We start from the raw sequence: 18566 nt of genomic DNA, 5'->3' as shown, positions 1-18566 counted from the left end.
CGTAATTATTCGGAAGGGCCGGTTTTTTTGGACTGGTACACTCATTCAATCTCGGAACGATAAATCCCAATCCCATTTTTACCTTGATGTTTCACACGATACATTGCTAAATCAGCCTGTTTGAGCCATTGTTCTAAATCGGATTCCAAATCGTGGCGTGCGACGCCGACGCTGGCAGATACACGTAACCGTTGTCCGTGGTACTGATAGGGTTTCGACAGATCATTCAAGAAAACTTTACAGCGTCGTCTTAATGAAACTTCATCTTTCGCCGAAGTCAGTAAAGCAAATTCATCCCCGCCAAGCCGGTAAACCGATTCATCAGCAGATAATTCGTTCGCAAGGCGTTGCGCCACTTCTATCAAGATATAGTCTCCAGCTTCATGACCGTAGGTATCATTAATTTGTTTGAAGCCGTCCAGGTCGATCAAAGCTAAATAATTCAAGGGCGGTATTTTTTCACTGAATGTTTTCTCTAAAGAACGACGATTGCCGATGTGCGTCAAACCGTCATGATAAGCGTGGTATTCGATTTGCTGTTGACGTGCCATGCGTTCGGTCACATCATGCAGAATCAAGAAGTGACCAACGGCAGTATCAGAAATCTTGATCGGAATCAGAATCAATTCAAATTGTTGATTCGCTTCATTTTGATAATGGTTCGTTCCTGTCTGCAAGACAGTCTGAACATGTTGCAATTCGTCAGTCAAATGGTTGATTGTCATGGCGGAGAGACCAAAAATTCGTTGAGCAGCCCGATTCGCAAAAATGGGTTCTTGATGCTGATTAAAACGAACGATGGGGTCAGGGTGTCCGAGGAACAATGGGATGACTTGCTGTTCGCTGGCTTTAATTTGTTCTGTTCGCCGCTCAACCCGTATTGCTAACTGTTCATTCCGGGTATCCAACTGATGGACGATGGATGTATGTTGCCGTGTGATGAAGATTTGACGGACAATCAATAACAACAAGATGACAAAAACGTCCCGTTTTTGTCCATCCTCGTCGACGAAATAATGAAGAAACAACGGCAAAGATAACAGTGGGAGCCAGGAGCGTTGGACGATAGACGACTTGTTAGTCCCTTCATAGATATGATCAATGTGCCAAAGGATGGCCGCACTTTGGGCCAGACGGATAAGAATCGGTGAGAAAATCAGATACTGCATCGTGAACGCCGGAAAGTAGACGGACGATATTTCATAAAGGCCACGAATGAAAATTGATAAAAAGAGCAGAAGTAAAGTTGTCCGTGATACCCAATGGGTGTCTTGGATAAAGAAAAAATAAAAGAAAACAAACAGACCGAGTGACGTATTGACGATGACAACAAGCGAATACGGGAACGGATTGACTGCAGGATCGACCAGTTCATTCAGAATATGATAAGCAATTAGTACGAAAAAAATGACTAAAATGAGGGCATCCATAAAAGCTAAAAGGTGTTGACCAAAACTTTTTTTAGAAGCAATCCGGTAAAAAATAGCATATAAAAATAAGTAATGTGATAAGGAAAACAAAACCAGGCTGTAGAGTCCGGAAAAACTTTCGCTCGAGCTGAACAGATGAATGGTTTCTAAAATGGAACCGATGGCCGATAGACATAAAGAACCAAGAGCAAGCAACCAAAAATTGCGTCTTGGAACGATGAGAAGCTGTTCTTGTTTATAGGCGACCAATATAAAAAAGGCAATCAACGCCAACGATAGATACAGTAGGACTTGCTCAACGATAAGATTCGGAATCGATTTGTTTGCAGAGGAAATTACCATCAATACCGTGGAAATAATCAGTAAGGGTGGAAACCATTTTATGAAATAGGGAGATCGTTGCATGAAATTGCCTCCTCACATGAGTTGTTTATCTTTTTCTCATCATACACTGCTTTTGTCCGGTTCATGTGATTCAAAAAAATAAACCGTATCCGTCCGTCGTGTTGACGAAAGGATACGATTCATAAGAAAACAAGATTACTTTTTATAGCTTTCGTACGCTTCAACTTTTTCGGACAGGTAAGTCCAGTATTCCATCAACTGATCGACTTTTGCTTTCGCTTGTCCGATTTGCTGGTAGAGGTCGTTAACCTGACCTAAATCGCTCCCGGAGGAAGCCAGCTTTTGTTCAAGAGATTCGGCCTGAAGTTCAGCTTCTTCAATTTGAGACTCAATCGTTTTCCAGTCGAGTTGTTCTTGATAACTTAATTTCTTAGGTGCTTCGGCAGGCGGTATCTCCACAGGGGCAGCGTCTTTGATGACAGGCGTAGTTTCGATAGTCGTAGACGGGAGTTCCCGTTGCTCCAAATAATCGGTATATTGACCATAATAAGACACGATATCGCCGTTTTCGAATGCCAATAACCGGTTCACGACACGGTCGAGGAAATAGCGATCATGACTGACCGTGATGACCGTTCCGGGGAACGAATCAAGGTAATCTTCTAAAACGGATAACGTTTCCGTATCCAGGTCGTTGGTCGGCTCGTCAAGGAAGAGGACATTTGGTTCATCCATCAGGATTGTGAGCAGTTTTAACCGTCGTTTTTCACCACCGGATAATTTACCAATCGGTTTATATTGTGCTTCTGGTTTAAACAGAAATTGTTCAAGCATCTGACCTGCTGTGATTTCTTGACCGTCTAACGTCGTGATGACTTGGGCGATCCGTTCGACTTCTTCAATGACGCGCCGGTTAGGGTGACTGAATTCTGCGAACTGACCGTAGAATCCGACTTTTACGGTTTCGCCGTGAATAATGTCACCGCCCGTCGGTTCTAGACGCTTGGCAAGGATGGATAATAAAGTGGACTTGCCGCTCCCGTTTCGGCCGACGATTCCGTATCGTTCCTTACGACCGAATAGCCAATTGAAGTCACTGAACAACGTCCGGTCGCCAAACTGATGCCGGACATCAACCGCCTCGATGACTTTTTTACCGAGTCGTGTTGAACCGACCTGAACTTCGAGTGATGCTTCGTCTTCTTCGTAAGAAAGTTCTTGCAAGGCATCGACGCGTTGAATCCGTGCTTTTTGTTTCGTTGTCCGTGCTTTCGCCCCGCGTCGTAACCAGGCGAGTTCCCGCCGCAGTATATTTTGACGTTTTTCCTCCATAGAGGCTGTCCGTTCCCGGCGTTCCGCACGCTTTTCCAAGAACGATTCATAATTACCGACATAAAAGTAGGCTGTTCCATTTGCGATCTCCATCATATGGTTCGTGACACGGTTCAAGAAGTAGCGATCATGGGTGATCAGTAAAATCGCCCCGCGATATTCTTTGATTTGTGATTCAAGCCAAGTAATCGTCTCGGCGTCGAGTTCGTTTGTGGGCTCATCGAGTAGTAGAAGATCAGCTTCGTCGAGCAACGCTTCAGCTAGTCCGACACGTTTTCGTTGTCCGCCTGACAACGAACCGATAGTTGCTTCAAGATTCGTGATACCGAGTTTGTTTAAAATCATTTTGAGGCGGGATTCTGTATCCCAGGCATTGGCAGCATCAATTTCTGTTTGTGCACTGATGAACCGTGTCAATAACGTTTCATTGCTCGGGTCTTGCTCAAGCGCCAATCGTGCGACCTCGTAGTGACGAAGTGCGTTGATGGTTGGTGTATTACCGGACAACAAGACTTGCATGACCGTTTGATCTTCCGGATAATCCGTTGACTGGGACAGTAGACGGATTCGGTAGTCATTCGGATGTTGCAGCTCACCCGAGTCCGGCGTTTCTTGCCCGGCTAATATATGCAGTAACGTTGATTTTCCGGTACCATTGACACCGATGATTCCGATCCGGTCACCGGGACTGACGGAAAACGTCACGTCTTCGAATACGATTTTATCGGCAAATTCTTTTTTTAGTTGATCAACTTTAAGTAACATGTCAGACTCCTTCTACAATTTCCTTGATTTGTTGTTCGACGAGAACGACTAATTCCTTTTGCGACATTGATTTAGGATCAATCGGCTTTAGAATCGTGACGTCAACAGTCGCCGGGCGAATACGTCCGGTTTCCTCCATGACACGATAACTGCCCGAAATCGCAATCGGAACGACAAGTGCACCACTTGATGTGGCCAGCGTAAAACTCCCCGCCTTGAACTCGGCGACAGGACCGCCCTTAGAACGTGTACCTTCCGGGAAAATAATCATCGACTGCCCATCTTTAATCGTTTCGATTCCAGCCCGGATGGCCTTTAACGACTGCCGTCGATCTTTGCGGTCAATCATGACACATCCCATCAGATTCATCCAGACATTGACGATGGGAATCTTATTGACTTCAATTTTTGAGATGAAGGCCTTTGGTTTATCAATTTTTCCGAGAAGAATCGGAACATCAAAATTACCTTGATGATTGGCGATAAAGACAACCGGTTGATCGGCCGGAATGTGTTCCTGACCGGTCATCCGGACTTTGACTCCGGCAAGACGGAGTAATGAGTTTGCCCAGGCGTAAGCAACTTTTTGTGTGTACGCGTACCGTGCGGCATGCGTTCGACGTTTTGCCCCCGGAAGAAACGGTAATGTGAGGGGTAGAACCAGTCCAAAATGAATGAACCAGATGATTGTGCGTAACATAGTGGCATCAGACTCCTTTTTTTACTTTCAATGATTATTGTACAAAAAAAGACCGGGTATCGCACCCAGTCTTCGTCATCATTCCCAATAACGAGGTTCCGACTCTTCTTCGGTCTCTCCAAGTTCAAACGTCAAACGACGGGTCGTTGGGTCAATCGAGAAAGAAGCGTTAGTATTATCAATCTGTTTGATTTCCATCGACTCCTCGTCAAGGATCAATGTCAGTCGGACCTTATCTTCGTGATCGACAAGCAGGACGCCGTCTTCTTTTAACCACAGGTCGATGACAGGCGAGTAACGAAGGGTCCAACCGTTGGATAAGGGAATTTCATTCATAATGACTCAGTTCCTCCTAATAATACGAAGTTAAATCGGTTCTTTATTTATCATGCTGTTCTGTCGCCGATAATGCAAGTGGTGGAATGGATTCACGTTGATCATAAGACAATTGATACGACTGTTCCCGTTTTTTCATCCGTTCATACTGCTTTTTGACTCGGCGATGCTGCACATATTCGTGATAGGACTGGTGAGATGTCCGAAGGAGCTGTCTGAAGGAAGAGAGCGATAAGCAGATGGCGAGTGTAAAAACGAATACACCGATTGAATCTGTATAATAGCCGGACGTATAACTCAAATATGTACTGATGAGACCTGTAAACGTCGTGAAAAGGTAAAACCACATGACATGCCCTCCTTATTTAGATGATGTACATCTTCTAAAGAATTCGTGACGAAACCATGATTTCCTGTATCGCCCTGTAAAACTTCGGGAAAAATAAAAAATCCACACGCTTAGTGTAGATTTTATCAAAATTAGGCGAGGAATTGTCTTCGGGCAAAGGGTGTCTTACGACACATCAATTGTCTGACACTCTCGGTTTGAAACCCATTAAAATCAGGAAAAAACAAAGAGTCATGTTCTTTGAAAACTGATGATATGGGGTTGTGACAGGAAGTTCGTCTGTCACGTAAAATCTTCAACGTTCACCTTGCGGATGACCGAAGTAGCGAAAACCAAGCAGAGTAGGCATCCGCATAAAAGAAACAGACAAAATCAACATTCAACCGTCGGGACGACGGGGTTAGCCTGATAAATTTTCGACCGCTCGGTTGGATAACTCAGGAATCCTTCACCTCATAGCGAAGCGTAGGTGGAGGTAGTTCAAGGAGTATCGATATGTTGGAGTGCAGGTGTCTTCGGAGACAGGTCTGTACTGTTCGAGCCTTCTGCAAAAACGATTCCGATCGTTGCGAGGAATGCGAAAAAAGCAAATACCAATGTTTTTGTGAAGCGTCTTGCGAAAGAACGCGATTGAATGTTATGAAACATGTTTTTCCCCCATATTTAACTAAACTAAACCTTCTTTTTCCTATTGTTTTATCATATCTCTTTTTTTCAAAAAAATCACTCAAATCAGAACCGTTCACAAAAATGTCATATTTGTTCACTTTTGCTTCATGTCAGAGAGGGGATGAAAAAGAGTATAGTATGATAGGTGATACGAACAAACCGGGAAAAATGATGGAAACAACAGAAGGGAGATGACCACTCATGGCATTACGCGCAGGACAGGTTGTCACATTAAAAGTAGAACGGGAAGCAGATTTTGGTGTTTTCTTGAGTAACGGGGAAGAAGACATCTTACTTCATAATAATGAACAAACGAAAAAACTGGAACTCGATGAAGAAGTAGAGGTCTTCCTTTACCAAGACAACGAAGGGCGACTCGCCTCTTCGATGACGATTCCAGAAGCGTCATTTGAAGATTACGTCAAAACAACGATTAACGGGACACGTTATAATACAGGAGTGTTCGCAAACATCGGCATTCAAAAAGACGTGTTAGTATCACTCGATGATTTGCCACAGCGCCGGACATTTTGGCCGGAAGAAGGAGATCAGCTTTACATCCGCCTGAAGCATGATCAAAAACTTCGTTTGCTTGGAGATCCGGCTCCCTATGCCTATTTCAACTTACAGGCAAAACCAGCACCGGAAGAGTGGAATAACATGGATGTTGAAGGGCTCGTCTTTGCTCAACGGGACCCTGGTGTAAACGTTTGGGTCAATGAACAAACGATTGGTTTTCTCCATGAACAAGAGATGGAACGGTGGCCCCGACTTGGAGAAGTTATGAAATTACGGGTGACAAATGTGAAGCCAGATGGTACAGTATTACTTTCAGCAAGACCACGTGCTCACGAGGCAATCGACATCGATGCGGATTTGATCATGAATCATCTGCTTGAACATGATGGTCAGATGACGTATGGTGATAAGACACCTCCTGAGACGATTGATGAGGTATTTGGCCTAAGTAAGGCTGCCTTCAAACGTGCTTTAGGTCGATTGTTGAAAGACAAAAAAATAGAAAAACATGAAACGGGTATTCGGTTAACGAAATAAGTTGACCAACTTAAGCCTACGTTTCGAATAAATAGTTAGGAATTCATCATTTTGGTGGTTGCGGCTGGTATTTACCGGCGACCATTTCCAAATAAAACCCCATCACTAGTGGGGGCAAGCGGCGCGAATTCGAGCGTTGTACGGTCCGGGCATCATGCCTTTCCCTCGCCCTTATGGCAACGATTATGATGGTGACTTCCCTAAACATTATTATATGCAGAAATAGCCCCTATCTTTAAGGAAGAGGTTCTGCTATAATAGGTAGTCGATTGTATTCGTTACGGTAGCGTCTGTTTAGTGGCAGACGCTTTTCATATGACAAAGGAGAGTATTTAGCATTGACAACATTTCGTGAATTAAATCTTAGTGAGGCACTTATCAAAGGTGTCCTAAAAATGGGCTTTGAAGAAGCAACTCCAATCCAGGCAGAAACAATTCCAGTCGGTCTTAGCGGCGTTGACTTAATCGGTCAAGCACAAACAGGAACAGGGAAAACAGCTGCATTCGGTATTCCAACGATCGAGCGTCTTGACGCAAAATCGCGCCATATCCAAGCATTGATCCTTGCACCAACTCGTGAGCTTGCGATTCAGGTTGCAGAAGAATTAAACCGCATCGGTGAAGTGAAACGTGTTCATGCCTTGCCAGTATACGGTGGTCAGCAAATCGACCGTCAGATTCGTGCGCTTCGTAAGAACCCGCAAATCGTCGTCGCGACACCTGGTCGTCTAATGGACCACATGAACCGTAAAACATTAAACCTCGACCACGTCCAAACAGTTATCTTGGATGAGGCAGATGAAATGTTGAACATGGGCTTCGTGGAAGATATCGAAAAAATCTTAGGTACACTTCCACCGACTCGTCAAACACTTTTATTCTCTGCGACAATGCCGCCGCAGATTCGTAAAATCGCAGATCGTTTCATGACGACTCCGACTCACATCAAAGTAAAAGCAAAAGAAATGACTGTCGAAAACATCGATCAATCATTCATCGAATTAAAAGAAAACCAAAAATTCGACGTGCTTTGCCGCTTGATTGATACGGATTCTCCGGAACTATCAATCATCTTCGGTCGTACGAAAAAACGTGTTGATGAGATGACAGAAGGACTTGTCCAACGTGGATACACGGCTGACGGTTTACACGGTGACTTAACACAAGCAAAACGTGACCAAGTTATCCGTCGTTTCAAAAAAGGAACAATCGATATCCTTGTAGCTACAGACGTAGCGGCACGTGGTCTTGATATTACAGGCGTTACACACGTTTATAACTTTGATGTCCCGCAAGACCCAGAAAGCTATGTTCACCGTATCGGCCGTACAGGTCGTGCTGGTAAAACAGGATCAGCGATTACTTTTGTTACACCACGTGAATTCGGTCAGATCAAAACGATTGAACGTGTTACAAACAAAAAAATGTCGCGTCGTCATGCACCAACACTTGATGAAATCCTAGAAGGTAACTTGAAACTTGCTGCACAAGAGTTAATCAAACGTGTAGAAGCGAAAAACTCACAAGAGTATACAACACTCGCTCAAGAACTTCTTGAAGAGTATGAAGCAGTTGAATTGATTTCAGCAGCGCTTAAAGGATTAACGAAAGAGCCGGATGCAACGCCAGTTCAAATTTCGTCAATCGAACCAATTCGTGTTAAACGTTTTGGTAGCGGTGGTGGTAACGGTGGCGGTAACCGTCGTCCTTACGGTAACAAAGGTGGATCAGGATCTGGTTCTTCTTCTAACCGTAGCAGTGGCGGATACCGTGGCAGCAACCCACGTGGTGGGGAGCGCCGTGAAGGCGGTCGTCCTTCTGAAGGAAACCGTAGCAGCACATCTTCTTCTTCAGATCGTCGTGAAGGTGGATACGCTGGTCGTAACCGCAGTGAAAGTGATCGCAACCGTGGCGGACGTAAACCACGTTTTGAAAAGTAAGAAGTTTGAACCGATTTGTCACAGACAAGTCGGTTCTTTTTTATGAAATCTCGTGCTAAAATGAACAATATAGAGAGGGCGGAATTTTGTGTATACTATTTACGCTATAGCATTCATTTGTCTGATTGGACTAGTCGTCGCGACGAAACGAATTAGTGAACAGACGACAAAAGGGCATTTCCGTTATATTCCTTTGGCAACTTTGTTATTTGGCGGAATTATCTTTCTTGTCTTGGCGATTGGCAAGGGCGGAGCAACCGGTATTCAATACGGAGTCCTCAGCATCATTTATCTTACAGCGACATTTGGTGTTTATCTTTACATCGCAATCAGAAAAGATACGACCTTATTTTAAAGACGGGACCTCTCTGATTACAGAGAGGTTCTTTTTTTGATAAGATGGAACAAGAGAAAAGGGGGGCAGAAGAATGGATGCCTTAGATGTCATTGTTCATCCCGAACAAATTGAAGCTTGGTTTCAGCCGATTGTCGGAGCGGCACCTTTTAAAGTAGAAGGGTATGAAATTCAATCCCACTTCCGGGGAGAACCATTAAAACCATTTTTTCAAGAAGACGATGTACCCATTGAGTATCAACTCGAAGTGATGAGTCATGTCATTCGACATGCCTTTCAAAAAGTACCGATGGATGCGCATTCGTTTGTTTTGATCCGCTGTCGACCGGCCTGGTTGTTTGAGAACGGCGGTGAAGATTTTTTAAGCATCTTGCGGGATGCACAAATCGATTTTCCGGAAGACCGGTTATACGTCACATTAACGGATGTTCAAGTCGACGATTTTGATCGACTCGGGAGAATCGTTGCCTATTATCAAAATTCCGGTTTGAAAGTTGCACTCGACCGGGCGGAAGCGACCAGTCTTGAACGAGTCTTTTCGATGTCGCCGGACATGTTGATTGTCGATTTGGCATCGATGATTGAGAAAAAAACAGTGTCGGCCAGCTACCCGCATTTATTGCAGACGATGGAACATCTCTGTGATCAACTCGGGGCACCGTTATTGTACAAAAATATCAGCCATCTTGGTCAGTTGCGTTATGCCTGGCAGCACGGCGGGCGTTACTATATGGGAAACCTGCTCGGTGAAACAACACCGGACTGGGTAACGACGTGTCCCGGAATGGAAATCCTGCTACATGAGGTCCCGATGTTTTATAAGTATGACCGGGAACAGATGAACCGGCTGTTTCAGCTCGAACAGGATTGGACCGTTCGATTCAATGAGTACTGTCAGTCAGTTCGACCGGAGGAAGACATCGACGAGTGGCTGTTGATGCTTGCGAAAAAAATGGAGCCGGAGTTCATCCGTTTTTATATCACGGATGCGAACGGCTTCCAGCAGTCATCAAATATCAGCAAAAAAAGCGGTGACTGGAAACGCTATTCGTTTTACAAGGGGTACAATTGGAGTTTCCGACCGTATTTCATCCGAACGACGGTCGCAATGGAACGACGGCATACCGGATACTTATCTGACCGTTACGTCGACTTCAGTTCAGGGGAACAGACGCGGACCTTCAGTATGCCGCTGAATAATGGGATGTTCTTATTTGCTGATATTTCAGCAGACTATTTATATCAAGAACGATTGAGTGAATGAGGAGGAAATGAATGATGTTAGATTATGATTACGATGCATTACGTGAAATCGGACGGATTGTCGCCATTGCACGCGATGAGATGGCAAATGCCGTTAAACCAGGGATTACGACGAAGGAACTAGATGATATCGGGGCACGTATCTTGAAAGAACAAGGGGCGGAATCCGCACCGATCGTCATGTATGATTTTCCGGGGGCAACTTGTATCAGTGTGAATGAAGTGGCCGCACACGGTATTCCCGGTGCCTATGTCATCCAAGAGGGAGATATCGTGAATGTCGACGTCTCGGCCGTGAAGAATGGTTACTACTCCGACACGGGTAAAACGGTCATCGCAGGACAAGCCCGTCGTCCGGAAGATGTCCGACTGGTTGAAGTCTCGTTGACTGCCCTTGAAAAAGGATTGGAGAAAGTTAAAGCCGGGACAAAGGTGAATCAAATCGGGAAAGCGATTTATGCCGAGACACGCAAGAGCGGGTTTACCGTCATCCGGAACTTAGCAGGACATGGTTTAGGAAAGACATTGCACGGCGAGCCGGAGTCGATTTCGAACTACTTCAGCCGTGAGGAGAACGACTTGTTAAAAGAAGGACAAGTCATTGCTGTTGAAACGTTCATCTCAACAGGCGACGAATTTTGTATGGAAGACGAGAAGGATGGTTGGACATTATACACACCAAATAAAAGTTTGGTTTCTCAATTTGAACATAGTGTCATCGTCTTAAAAGATGGATATGAAATCTTAACGAAAGTCGATTGATTCAGGCTTCGTAAATCGATTAAAACAAACAGGAGTATCAAGTCCCTGATTCTAGCGGGATTTGATACTCCTGTTTTCTTAGAGAATTTTTGTTGAGACGGTCAGCCTTTCGAGGCGTTCCCGGGAAACCGGATGTTCCGCATACCGGATGGATCCGTTTTCGACGATGTAGTCCTGTTCGAGTAGATCTTCAATGAAATACTGATCGGTTCCAGACATATCAATCGGATAAGCGAGATCCGGTAAAGTGGCGAATGCCAACGTTTGGCGCCGTCCAATTCCGCTCTCGAACATTCCGCCCAACCAGTACGATGGTGTCATGCTTCGCACATCGAGCGCTGCTGTCAAACCGCCGAGACGCGCTGGCTTGATGTTGATGATTTGACCAGCCTGCAGTGTTCGCATCAGTAAGGCATCCTGCGTCGTCTGGATGGATTCATCGAGACAAAGCGGTGTCTTGAGTAATGAGGCAGCATGCTGGTGGCTTAACCAATCGTCAGCAGAAAATAGTTGTTCCATCATCAGCAGGGAAAAAGTATCCCACTCTTGAAGGATTGGTAAATCAGACAAATCAAAACTTCCGTTGGCATCAAACATCAAAGGAGCGTCCGGAAAAGTCTTTCGAACCTGTTGGAGAATGGCTGTATCCATTGGGGCGAGCTTTAGTTTAATCCGCTCGAATCCATCAGTCAACGCCTGACCTACAGCTTCAACCGTTTGGTCGGCCGAAGAGCGTCCGAGTGCTTTTCCGCATGGAATTGCCTGAGTCTCATCACCACCCAAATAGGCTGCGAGGGATTTATGCTCGGCTTGCGCAAATAATTCATGAACAGCTCCGTCGAACATCGCTTTTGCCATCTGATTGCCTTTGATCGGCTGAAAGCGTGTGTTGACGTCAGCCGGTGACGATAAAGGTTGTGCGGCAAGCAAACGGTACAGGAGCGGGGACAGGGCACGAAGTGAGTCTTGTGTTTCTGCCGTGTACCAAGGTGTCTCAAAAGCGACGCCTTCCCCATAGCCGATTCGACCTTCTTGATCGGTCAGTCGAAGGATCGTTGTCCGGCGTTTCGACAACGTGGAGATGGCGGTCTGCATCGGCTGACGAAACGTCAGATATACATCAAACAGTTCCGCGCTGCGAAGGGTGATTGCCGTCATAGTGACTCCTTCAGTTGACGCCGAATCAGTTTGCCGTTGGCGTTACGCGGTAACGTATCGCGGTAAAAATAGGTGACGGGACATTTGTACTTGGCCAGTAAACGTCCCATTTCTTCCCGGACAACGGTCTCTGCCAGCGTACTGACGATGAAAGCGACCGGTACTTGCCCCCAAATCGGGTCGAATCGTCCGACGACACCGGCTTCCGTGATACCTGAAATTGATAATAAGGCAGCTTCGACTTCGGCTGGATAAATATTTTCACCACCGGAAATGATCAAATCGCTTCTTCGATCCAACACATACAAATAACCATCGGCATCGATTCGTCCAAGATCCCCGGTCTTCAAATAGCCGTCCGCTGTAAAGGCAGCTGCAGTCGCCTCCGGATTGGCAAAATAACCGTTCATCACAGTCGGACCTTTGACTTCGATTTCCTGATACCGGTTGATGCGGATTTCCGTCGGAGCAATGGCTTTACCGGCAGAACCGATTTTTCGAATCGCTTCTGCCGGCAGGAGTGTCGCGACTTGGGAAGCGGTCTCGGTCATTCCATACGTTTGCATGACGGGGATGTCGCGGTCTAACGCACGGGTCAGAATCGGTAAAGGGACAGGGCCGCCGCCGGTCAAGACGACACGCAAATCAAACCGGCGCAGTCCGGCTTCAAGCAAGCGATCCAACATGACTGAGACGAGAGAGATGTGTGTGATATGTTCTGTCTTGATCCATGTAATGGTCTTATTCGGTGAAAAATGAGGTTCGAGGATGAGTGGAACACCATAGATGACGGAACGGTAGACGACAGCTAAACCGCTCATATGAAACAACGGTGTTACGACAAGGAATCGGTCATCCGGATAGGAACCGGTATGACGGGCCGCATTCATGGCACTCGAAAAGTGATTGAGCATCGTCTGTTCCACCGCTTTTGGTCGTCCGGTCGTTCCGCTCGTAAATAACATCGACTGAATATAATGTTTCGGCATATGCCGAACGAGAACATCGGGCGCCGGATTGACCACTTGAAACGGAAGCCGTTTGACCGGTGCATCGATCGGACGATCCGAGATGACGAACCGGACATCTGCTTGTTTGAGTTGCATCTCCACTTCCGTTTGACTCAAACGGATATTGATCGGAACGATTGTCAGTTCAAGCAACTGAGCTGCGTGAACAGCGATGATATAACTGCTGCTGGAAGGACCATACAAAGCGACGCGGTCACCACGGGAAAACAGCGGAGCCCACGAACTTGCCAGTTCATGTGCTTTTGTGTAGAGCGCGGACCATGTCAAACGTTCGCTGTCCGTGATGAGAGCAAGATCATCCGGTTGTTCTTTAGCACGCGTGTAAATCCAAGGATACACGGATTACCACTTCCTTTCGGGATGATGATAAGAAAAAGGTTCAAACGTCTTTCGACATTGAACCTTTTTTGTATTATGGGAAACGTGGAAACTGTCCGAAGTCAGGATCACGTTTTTCTTTAAACGCGTCGCGTCCTTCTTTTGCTTCGTCTGTCGTGTAATAGAGTAATGTTGCATCACCAGCAAGTTGCTGGATACCTGCAAGACCATCTGAATCGGCATTAAATGCAGCTTTTAAGAAACGAAGTGCTGTTGGTGAATGCTGAAGGATTTCAGAACACCATTGGATGGTTTCTTGCTCCAGGTCAGCCAGTGGCACGACCGTATTGACGAGACCCATGTCAAGCGCTTGTTGGGCATCGTATTGACGGCACAAGTACCAAATTTCGCGTGCTTTTTTATGACCGACGACGCGGGCGAGGTAACCAGAACCGTATCCAGCATCGAATGATCCGACTTTAGGACCTGTTTGCCCGAATTTCGCATTGTCCGCTGCAATCGTTAAATCACAGACTAGGTGAAGAACATGTCCGCCACCAATTGCATATCCTGCAACCATTGCGATGACCGGTTTTGGAATAACACGGATTAGGCGTTGTAAATCAAGAACGTTCAGGCGTGGAATTTCATCCTCACCGACATATCCACCGTGTCCGCGAACTTTTTGGTCGCCGCCTGAGCAGAAAGCAAGATCGCCTTCACCAGTCAAGACGATGACACCGACATTTTGATCGTCACGTGCACGTGAAAAAGCGTCAATCAGTTCGTGGACGGTCTTCGGACGAAAAGCGTTGCGGACTTCGGGACGGTTAATCGTGATTTTAGCGATCCCATTCCATTTTTCATACTTGATGTCTTCGTAGCTACGGGCAGATGCCCATTCTGGAACGTATCTCATTTCAATTCCCCCATTTAATTAATTAAGAGTAGTTTCTCTACTATTGTAACAAACTTTTCCGGTTGGTCGATATGCGGGGCGTGTGATGCACCCTCAATTAAATGAATTTTTTCTGGTAGAGCCGCTTCGACAGCGATTTTTTTAAATTTACTGTCCTCGGTACCGACAATCCAGTCAATCGAAGACCAGTCGAGTAAGTGCCAGACCGGAGCCATATTGCCTGTTCCTTGAGCGATCAAAGAAGCGGCCAGTCCTTCCGGTGATTGTGCCAGTCGTCCACGGCGGATCGACTCCTTTACTTCAACAGGCAGATGACGTTGACTTGCAAAAAGCGGGAGCGATTCCCAATAATCGATGAAATCTGTTAGACCATCCGTTAATAAACGATTGGCGAGGCGGCGATCGGCCTGACGACGTAATCGTCGTTCATGTGCCGATCGGATACCCGGTGTCGTACTGACGGCAATCGTCTGTTTCACCTGTTTCGATGTCGCAGCGAGCAGAAGGGCAATCCGACCGCCCATGGAATAGCCTAAAACCGACCAGTCTTCATCGCGTGTCGCAAGTAAGGTCCGCAAATCCTTTACTTGTTCCGTCAGGCGCATCCGTTGGTAAGGAGCAGCAGCTGTCCGACCATGTCCGAGCAAATCAATCCGATAGACGGTATAGTCTGATTGCAACCGGCTTTCGAGCAGATCCCATGTGGCGCTGCTGCCTGTAAAACCGTGCAACAGCAACAGCGGTGGACCGCTTCCTGTAATTTCGACATGGTATTCCTGATACCGTAGTTTCATCGGAACGCGTCCTGCAATGCTTGATTCGTCTGTTCCCAGATCAAGCGGTGGAGACGAACATTTTCCGGACGATTGGTGACGATTTCCAAGACCCGTGTCGTAGTCGCTTGTTGTTGCAGCGTCGACTTGAGTTGCGTAATCGATGAAATCCGCTCATATTCTACCCCGTAGCCGGCAGCCAAGTGGCTGAAATCAACGTCTTGCGCCGTTCCGAACAAGGGTTCAAACAAAGCGGGATCAAGATTTTGTTGCGGTAGAAAACTGAAGATACCGCCGCCCGTGTTATTTACTAAAAGAATCGTGATCGGGACGGTTCGCCCCATCATCAACCCGTTGATGTCATGTAAGAACGCAAGATCGCCGACGAGCAGGTAACGATTGTCTGCTTCATAAGTCGCGCCGAGGGCACTTGAAAGAATCCCGTCGATGCCATTGGCACCCCGATTGGCAAGGATACGTAGCGGTGTACGCGTCGGTAAAAAAGTATCGAGGTCGCGAATCGGCATACTGTTCGAAACAAACAGACTGCCTTCTGTTAAATCATTTAATGCCCGGACGACGTTGTATTCCGTCAGCTGGTCTGCATCCAAAGAAGAAAAGACGGTCTGGACGGTTTGCTCTGCCCGTTGAAGGGTCTCGAGATAAGATATGTCATGCGTGATGACGGGAACGGTCTTCAGTTGGCTCGGATGACCACTTAAAAAGTGGGCCTGCAACTGAGGATCACGCCAATTTCCAGGATGTCCAACAACTGTCGTCGGAATGCCTTTTGACCAAAGAAGATACGGTTTTGAGGTCGGCATCGCACCGAAACGTAAAATATGATCCGGTCGAATGTCATCGTGAATTGCCGTTTCTTTTAACCAGGTATCATAATAGCCGAAAACCGTATCGTTGGAAGAACGGCGGCCTTGACTCAATGGATCAGCTAAAACCGGAATCCGCGCGCGGTCTGCATAGTCAAGGATGATTTGTGTATCTGCAAGAGAAAGTTGAGGTCCGATGACAATCAAAAGACGCGGAATTGATAAAATTTCAATGAATTTTTGTGTATGTTTTTCTATTTCCGGTTGATGCGGTTGTCCGACCGGCTGACCCGTTTGCAATAAATCCAGTTCCGGAATCAATGGTTCCCGAAGTGGAATATTGATATGGACCGGACCAGCAGGTTCCACGAGCGCAAGAAGGACAGCACGTTCTGCTACGTGTTGTACATAGGGTAGGGCAGTCTCTTCCGGTAGTGGCAGGTCAAAGGCATGCCGTACCTGCTTCCCGTATAGACCGACCTGATCAATCGCTTGGGGTGCACCGACACCACGTAATTCATGGGGGCGATCCGCCGTCAATACGATTAAGGGCAGTTCGAAGATATTTGCTTCCGTAACGGCAGAATAATAATTCGTCGCTGCCGTTCCGCTTGTACAAATCAAGGCAACCGGACGCAAGGTGTCTTCCGCCCGTGTTAAACCCAGCGCAAAAAAACTAGCCGACCGTTCGTCGACGAGGACGTGGGTACGGCTAAACGGGTGAAGGAAGGCAGCGATGGCAAGCGGTGTCGAACGAGATCCGGGACTGATGACGAAATCCCGGACTCCACCTTTCACTAAATTATCGATTAATGCATGCATCCATTTAGTCAACATAAATATCATCCTTTTCTATCGTACAAAGATGCGACAAGGCCTGTAACATCGGTGATAGTTTCGTGTCGGTTTCTTCCAGTTCACTTTGGAGAACAGATCCCTCAACGATTCCGCATCCCGCATAAAGAACAGCCGAGCGGTCGGTAAACAAACCGGATCGGATGGCGACGATGAACTCACCGTTTTCCTGTCCGTCCATCCAACCAACGGGAGAACCGTACCATCCACGTTCGAACGTTTCAATTTCGCGGATGGCAGCGACGGCCGCCTCCTTGGGTTCTCCCCCTAGAGCAGGTGTAGGGTGAAGCTTCTCGATCAGCTGAAAAAGACTGACTTCAGGTGAAAGTGTAGCGTTGATCGGCGTATAGAGATGTTGGATATGGCGATTCTTCAGCAACATCGGTTCGTCCGGTTTGTGAATCGCTGTCGAGAGTCCTTGAAGTGTATTTTCAATCGAATCGACGACAATCGCATGTTCGACACGGTTCTTGTCATCTTGTAACAACGACTGTCCCAGTGCAGCATCTGTCGTCTCGATCGCGTGTCGAGGAGCAGATCCGGCAACGGCGGCTGTCTTGAGCTCAAGACCGGATTTTAAAATCAACCGTTCCGGCGTCGCACCAAGGAAAGCTTCATCGGTTGTCGGTTGAAAGAAGAAGATATAACTGCCCGACTGCGAAGACTCGAGTTCCTGGACAAGTCCGGCCAAGTCAATTGGCTGATCCAGCTCATAGACGACCTCACGGGCTAAGACGATTTTTTTGAGTGACGTTTTTAAGAGTTGTGTCGCTTGATGAAACGATGCTTCAAACGCATCATTTCCGTCACGCGTCAGACGAATCCGTGTCACGAATTGAGTGGACTTCGGTGTATGCAATTCTGCATATTCAACAGCCAACTGGTTGAGAATCTTTTCTGCGTTAGATTGCGGTTCAACGAACGCAAAAACCGTTACCGTCATTCGTCCATCTTGTTCCAAGTAAAGATACTTGGGAATGGTCATCGATGCTTCTCCAAAAGAAGACCAACGATATTCAGTATGTTTCAGTTCAGAAAAAGAAAAGCCGCAAAAGGCAAATAAATCGGTGCCGACATGATCCCGATTCAAATTTGACCACATGGACTGCATCCGTAAGAAACGATCGTGTCCTGCCGTCTTTAGTTGTTGCGTAATGCCAAAACCGATGGCACGCATGGATCGATCAGGTGTCGTAAAATAAAAGCGTTCTTCTGTTCCGAATGACAGTGCGCTAACGTCTTGCGTCTCGACATTCCACGAGTACGCGGCGATGATAGACCGTTGATATGCATTTGCATGACCAACAGCACGTTCAATACATTGTTTAAGCTCATGTTGAGCGTAAGCCATACCGCTCATTGCCCCCTAGTCTATAGATACTG

At 46.6% G+C, this 18566-nt stretch carries 17 protein-coding genes; 5 read left to right on the top strand and 12 right to left on the bottom strand.

Annotated features, from left to right (window positions below):
• Nucleotides 1-41: 41 nt before the first annotated feature.
• The 6 genes from P402_RS0113505 to P402_RS17085 form a co-directional block, all read right to left on the bottom strand.
• Entirely contained in the window at nucleotides 42-1835 is a 1794-nt protein-coding gene (locus P402_RS0113505) for a GGDEF domain-containing protein (RefSeq protein ID WP_026829161.1), read from the bottom strand.
• Between the two features lie 135 nt (nucleotides 1836-1970).
• Nucleotides 1971-3872 (bottom strand): ABC-F family ATP-binding cassette domain-containing protein, encoded by a 1902-nt coding sequence (locus P402_RS0113500; RefSeq protein WP_026829160.1) that lies wholly within the window; start codon nucleotides 3870-3872, stop codon nucleotides 1971-1973.
• A gap of 1 nt (nucleotide 3873) precedes the next feature.
• A complete protein-coding gene (locus P402_RS0113495) occupies nucleotides 3874-4572 on the bottom strand; it encodes a lysophospholipid acyltransferase family protein (RefSeq protein WP_026829159.1) in 699 nt (232 codons plus the stop codon).
• Between the two features lie 78 nt (nucleotides 4573-4650).
• Nucleotides 4651-4908, bottom strand: coding sequence for a hypothetical protein (locus P402_RS0113490; protein ID WP_012369519.1), 258 nt, complete (start codon nucleotides 4906-4908; stop codon nucleotides 4651-4653).
• Nucleotides 4909-4951: 43 nt separating this feature from the next.
• Entirely contained in the window at nucleotides 4952-5257 is a 306-nt protein-coding gene (locus P402_RS0113485; RefSeq protein ID WP_026829158.1) for a hypothetical protein, read from the bottom strand.
• Between the two features lie 480 nt (nucleotides 5258-5737).
• The gene (locus P402_RS17085; RefSeq protein ID WP_012369521.1) at nucleotides 5738-5905 is read right to left on the bottom strand and encodes a hypothetical protein; all 168 of its coding nucleotides are present in this window, start codon (nucleotides 5903-5905) and stop codon (nucleotides 5738-5740) included.
• Nucleotides 5906-6127: 222 nt separating this feature from the next.
• Between P402_RS17085 and P402_RS0113475 the strand changes: the two genes are divergently transcribed.
• From P402_RS0113475 to map, 5 genes are all read left to right on the top strand, one after another.
• Nucleotides 6128-6982 (top strand): S1-like domain-containing RNA-binding protein, encoded by an 855-nt coding sequence (locus P402_RS0113475; protein ID WP_026829157.1) that lies wholly within the window; start codon nucleotides 6128-6130, stop codon nucleotides 6980-6982.
• Nucleotides 6983-7320: 338 nt separating this feature from the next.
• On the top strand, nucleotides 7321-8922 hold the full coding sequence (locus tag P402_RS0113470; RefSeq protein ID WP_026829156.1) for a DEAD/DEAH box helicase: 1602 nt from the start codon (nucleotides 7321-7323) through the stop codon (nucleotides 8920-8922).
• Nucleotides 8923-9010: 88 nt separating this feature from the next.
• Complete coding sequence (locus P402_RS0113465) at nucleotides 9011-9277, top strand: hypothetical protein (protein WP_026829155.1); 267 nt, start codon at nucleotides 9011-9013, stop codon at nucleotides 9275-9277.
• A gap of 73 nt (nucleotides 9278-9350) precedes the next feature.
• The gene (locus tag P402_RS0113460) at nucleotides 9351-10541 is read left to right on the top strand and encodes an EAL-associated domain-containing protein (RefSeq protein WP_026829154.1); all 1191 of its coding nucleotides are present in this window, start codon (nucleotides 9351-9353) and stop codon (nucleotides 10539-10541) included.
• A gap of 14 nt (nucleotides 10542-10555) precedes the next feature.
• Nucleotides 10556-11302, top strand: a complete 747-nt coding sequence (map, locus tag P402_RS0113455; RefSeq protein WP_200868741.1) for a type I methionyl aminopeptidase — start codon at nucleotides 10556-10558, stop codon at nucleotides 11300-11302.
• 78 nt (nucleotides 11303-11380) lie between these two features.
• Here the strand turns inward: map and menC are convergent, their stop codons facing one another.
• From menC to P402_RS0113425, 6 genes are all read right to left on the bottom strand, one after another.
• Nucleotides 11381-12460 (bottom strand): o-succinylbenzoate synthase, encoded by a 1080-nt coding sequence (gene menC, locus P402_RS0113450; protein WP_026829152.1) that lies wholly within the window; start codon nucleotides 12458-12460, stop codon nucleotides 11381-11383.
• Nucleotides 12457-13830, bottom strand: a complete 1374-nt coding sequence (menE, locus tag P402_RS0113445) for an o-succinylbenzoate--CoA ligase (RefSeq protein WP_026829151.1) — start codon at nucleotides 13828-13830, stop codon at nucleotides 12457-12459. The genes menC and menE overlap by 4 nt, the downstream gene beginning before the upstream one ends.
• A 73-nt stretch (nucleotides 13831-13903) precedes the next feature.
• Nucleotides 13904-14728: a 1,4-dihydroxy-2-naphthoyl-CoA synthase gene (gene menB, locus P402_RS0113440; protein ID WP_026829150.1), complete on the bottom strand. Its 825-nt coding sequence runs from the start codon at nucleotides 14726-14728 to the stop codon at nucleotides 13904-13906.
• Between the two features lie 14 nt (nucleotides 14729-14742).
• Nucleotides 14743-15522: a 2-succinyl-6-hydroxy-2,4-cyclohexadiene-1-carboxylate synthase gene (gene menH, locus P402_RS0113435; protein ID WP_026829149.1), complete on the bottom strand. Its 780-nt coding sequence runs from the start codon at nucleotides 15520-15522 to the stop codon at nucleotides 14743-14745.
• A complete protein-coding gene (gene menD, locus P402_RS0113430; protein ID WP_051525167.1) occupies nucleotides 15519-17165 on the bottom strand; it encodes a 2-succinyl-5-enolpyruvyl-6-hydroxy-3-cyclohexene-1-carboxylic-acid synthase in 1647 nt (548 codons plus the stop codon). Before menD ends, menH begins: the two co-directional genes overlap by 4 nt.
• A complete protein-coding gene (locus P402_RS0113425; RefSeq protein ID WP_026829147.1) occupies nucleotides 17155-18534 on the bottom strand; it encodes an isochorismate synthase in 1380 nt (459 codons plus the stop codon). Before P402_RS0113425 ends, menD begins: the two co-directional genes overlap by 11 nt.
• Nucleotides 18535-18566: the final 32 nt, after the last annotated feature.

This window comes from Exiguobacterium sibiricum 7-3 (assembly GCF_000620865.1).
Classification (GTDB): Bacteria; Bacillota; Bacilli; order Exiguobacteriales; family Exiguobacteriaceae; genus Exiguobacterium_A; species Exiguobacterium_A sibiricum_A.
This window is presented reverse-complemented; position numbering and strand designations above follow the sequence as displayed.

What these genes read in the sequence shown, in the direction of transcription:
- P402_RS0113425 (WP_026829147.1), bottom strand. Translation starts at nt 18,534, where the DNA reads ATGGCTTACGCTCAACATGAGCTTAAACAATGTATTGAACGTGCTGTT.
- P402_RS0113505 (WP_026829161.1), bottom strand. Translation starts at nt 1,835, where the DNA reads ATGCAACGATCTCCCTATTTCATAAAATGGTTTCCACCCTTACTGATT.
- P402_RS0113460 (WP_026829154.1), top strand. Translation starts at nt 9,351, where the DNA reads ATGGATGCCTTAGATGTCATTGTTCATCCCGAACAAATTGAAGCTTGG.
- menD (WP_051525167.1), bottom strand. Translation starts at nt 17,165, where the DNA reads ATGTTGACTAAATGGATGCATGCATTAATCGATAATTTAGTGAAAGGT.
- P402_RS0113475 (WP_026829157.1), top strand. Translation starts at nt 6,128, where the DNA reads ATGGCATTACGCGCAGGACAGGTTGTCACATTAAAAGTAGAACGGGAA.
- menH (WP_026829149.1), bottom strand. Translation starts at nt 15,522, where the DNA reads ATGAAACTACGGTATCAGGAATACCATGTCGAAATTACAGGAAGCGGT.
- P402_RS17085 (WP_012369521.1), bottom strand. Translation starts at nt 5,905, where the DNA reads ATGTTTCATAACATTCAATCGCGTTCTTTCGCAAGACGCTTCACAAAA.
- map (WP_200868741.1), top strand. Translation starts at nt 10,556, where the DNA reads ATGTTAGATTATGATTACGATGCATTACGTGAAATCGGACGGATTGTC.
- P402_RS0113485 (WP_026829158.1), bottom strand. Translation starts at nt 5,257, where the DNA reads ATGTGGTTTTACCTTTTCACGACGTTTACAGGTCTCATCAGTACATAT.
- P402_RS0113495 (WP_026829159.1), bottom strand. Translation starts at nt 4,572, where the DNA reads ATGTTACGCACAATCATCTGGTTCATTCATTTTGGACTGGTTCTACCC.
- menC (WP_026829152.1), bottom strand. Translation starts at nt 12,460, where the DNA reads ATGACGGCAATCACCCTTCGCAGCGCGGAACTGTTTGATGTATATCTG.
- P402_RS0113490 (WP_012369519.1), bottom strand. Translation starts at nt 4,908, where the DNA reads ATGAATGAAATTCCCTTATCCAACGGTTGGACCCTTCGTTACTCGCCT.
- P402_RS0113500 (WP_026829160.1), bottom strand. Translation starts at nt 3,872, where the DNA reads ATGTTACTTAAAGTTGATCAACTAAAAAAAGAATTTGCCGATAAAATC.
- menB (WP_026829150.1), bottom strand. Translation starts at nt 14,728, where the DNA reads ATGAGATACGTTCCAGAATGGGCATCTGCCCGTAGCTACGAAGACATC.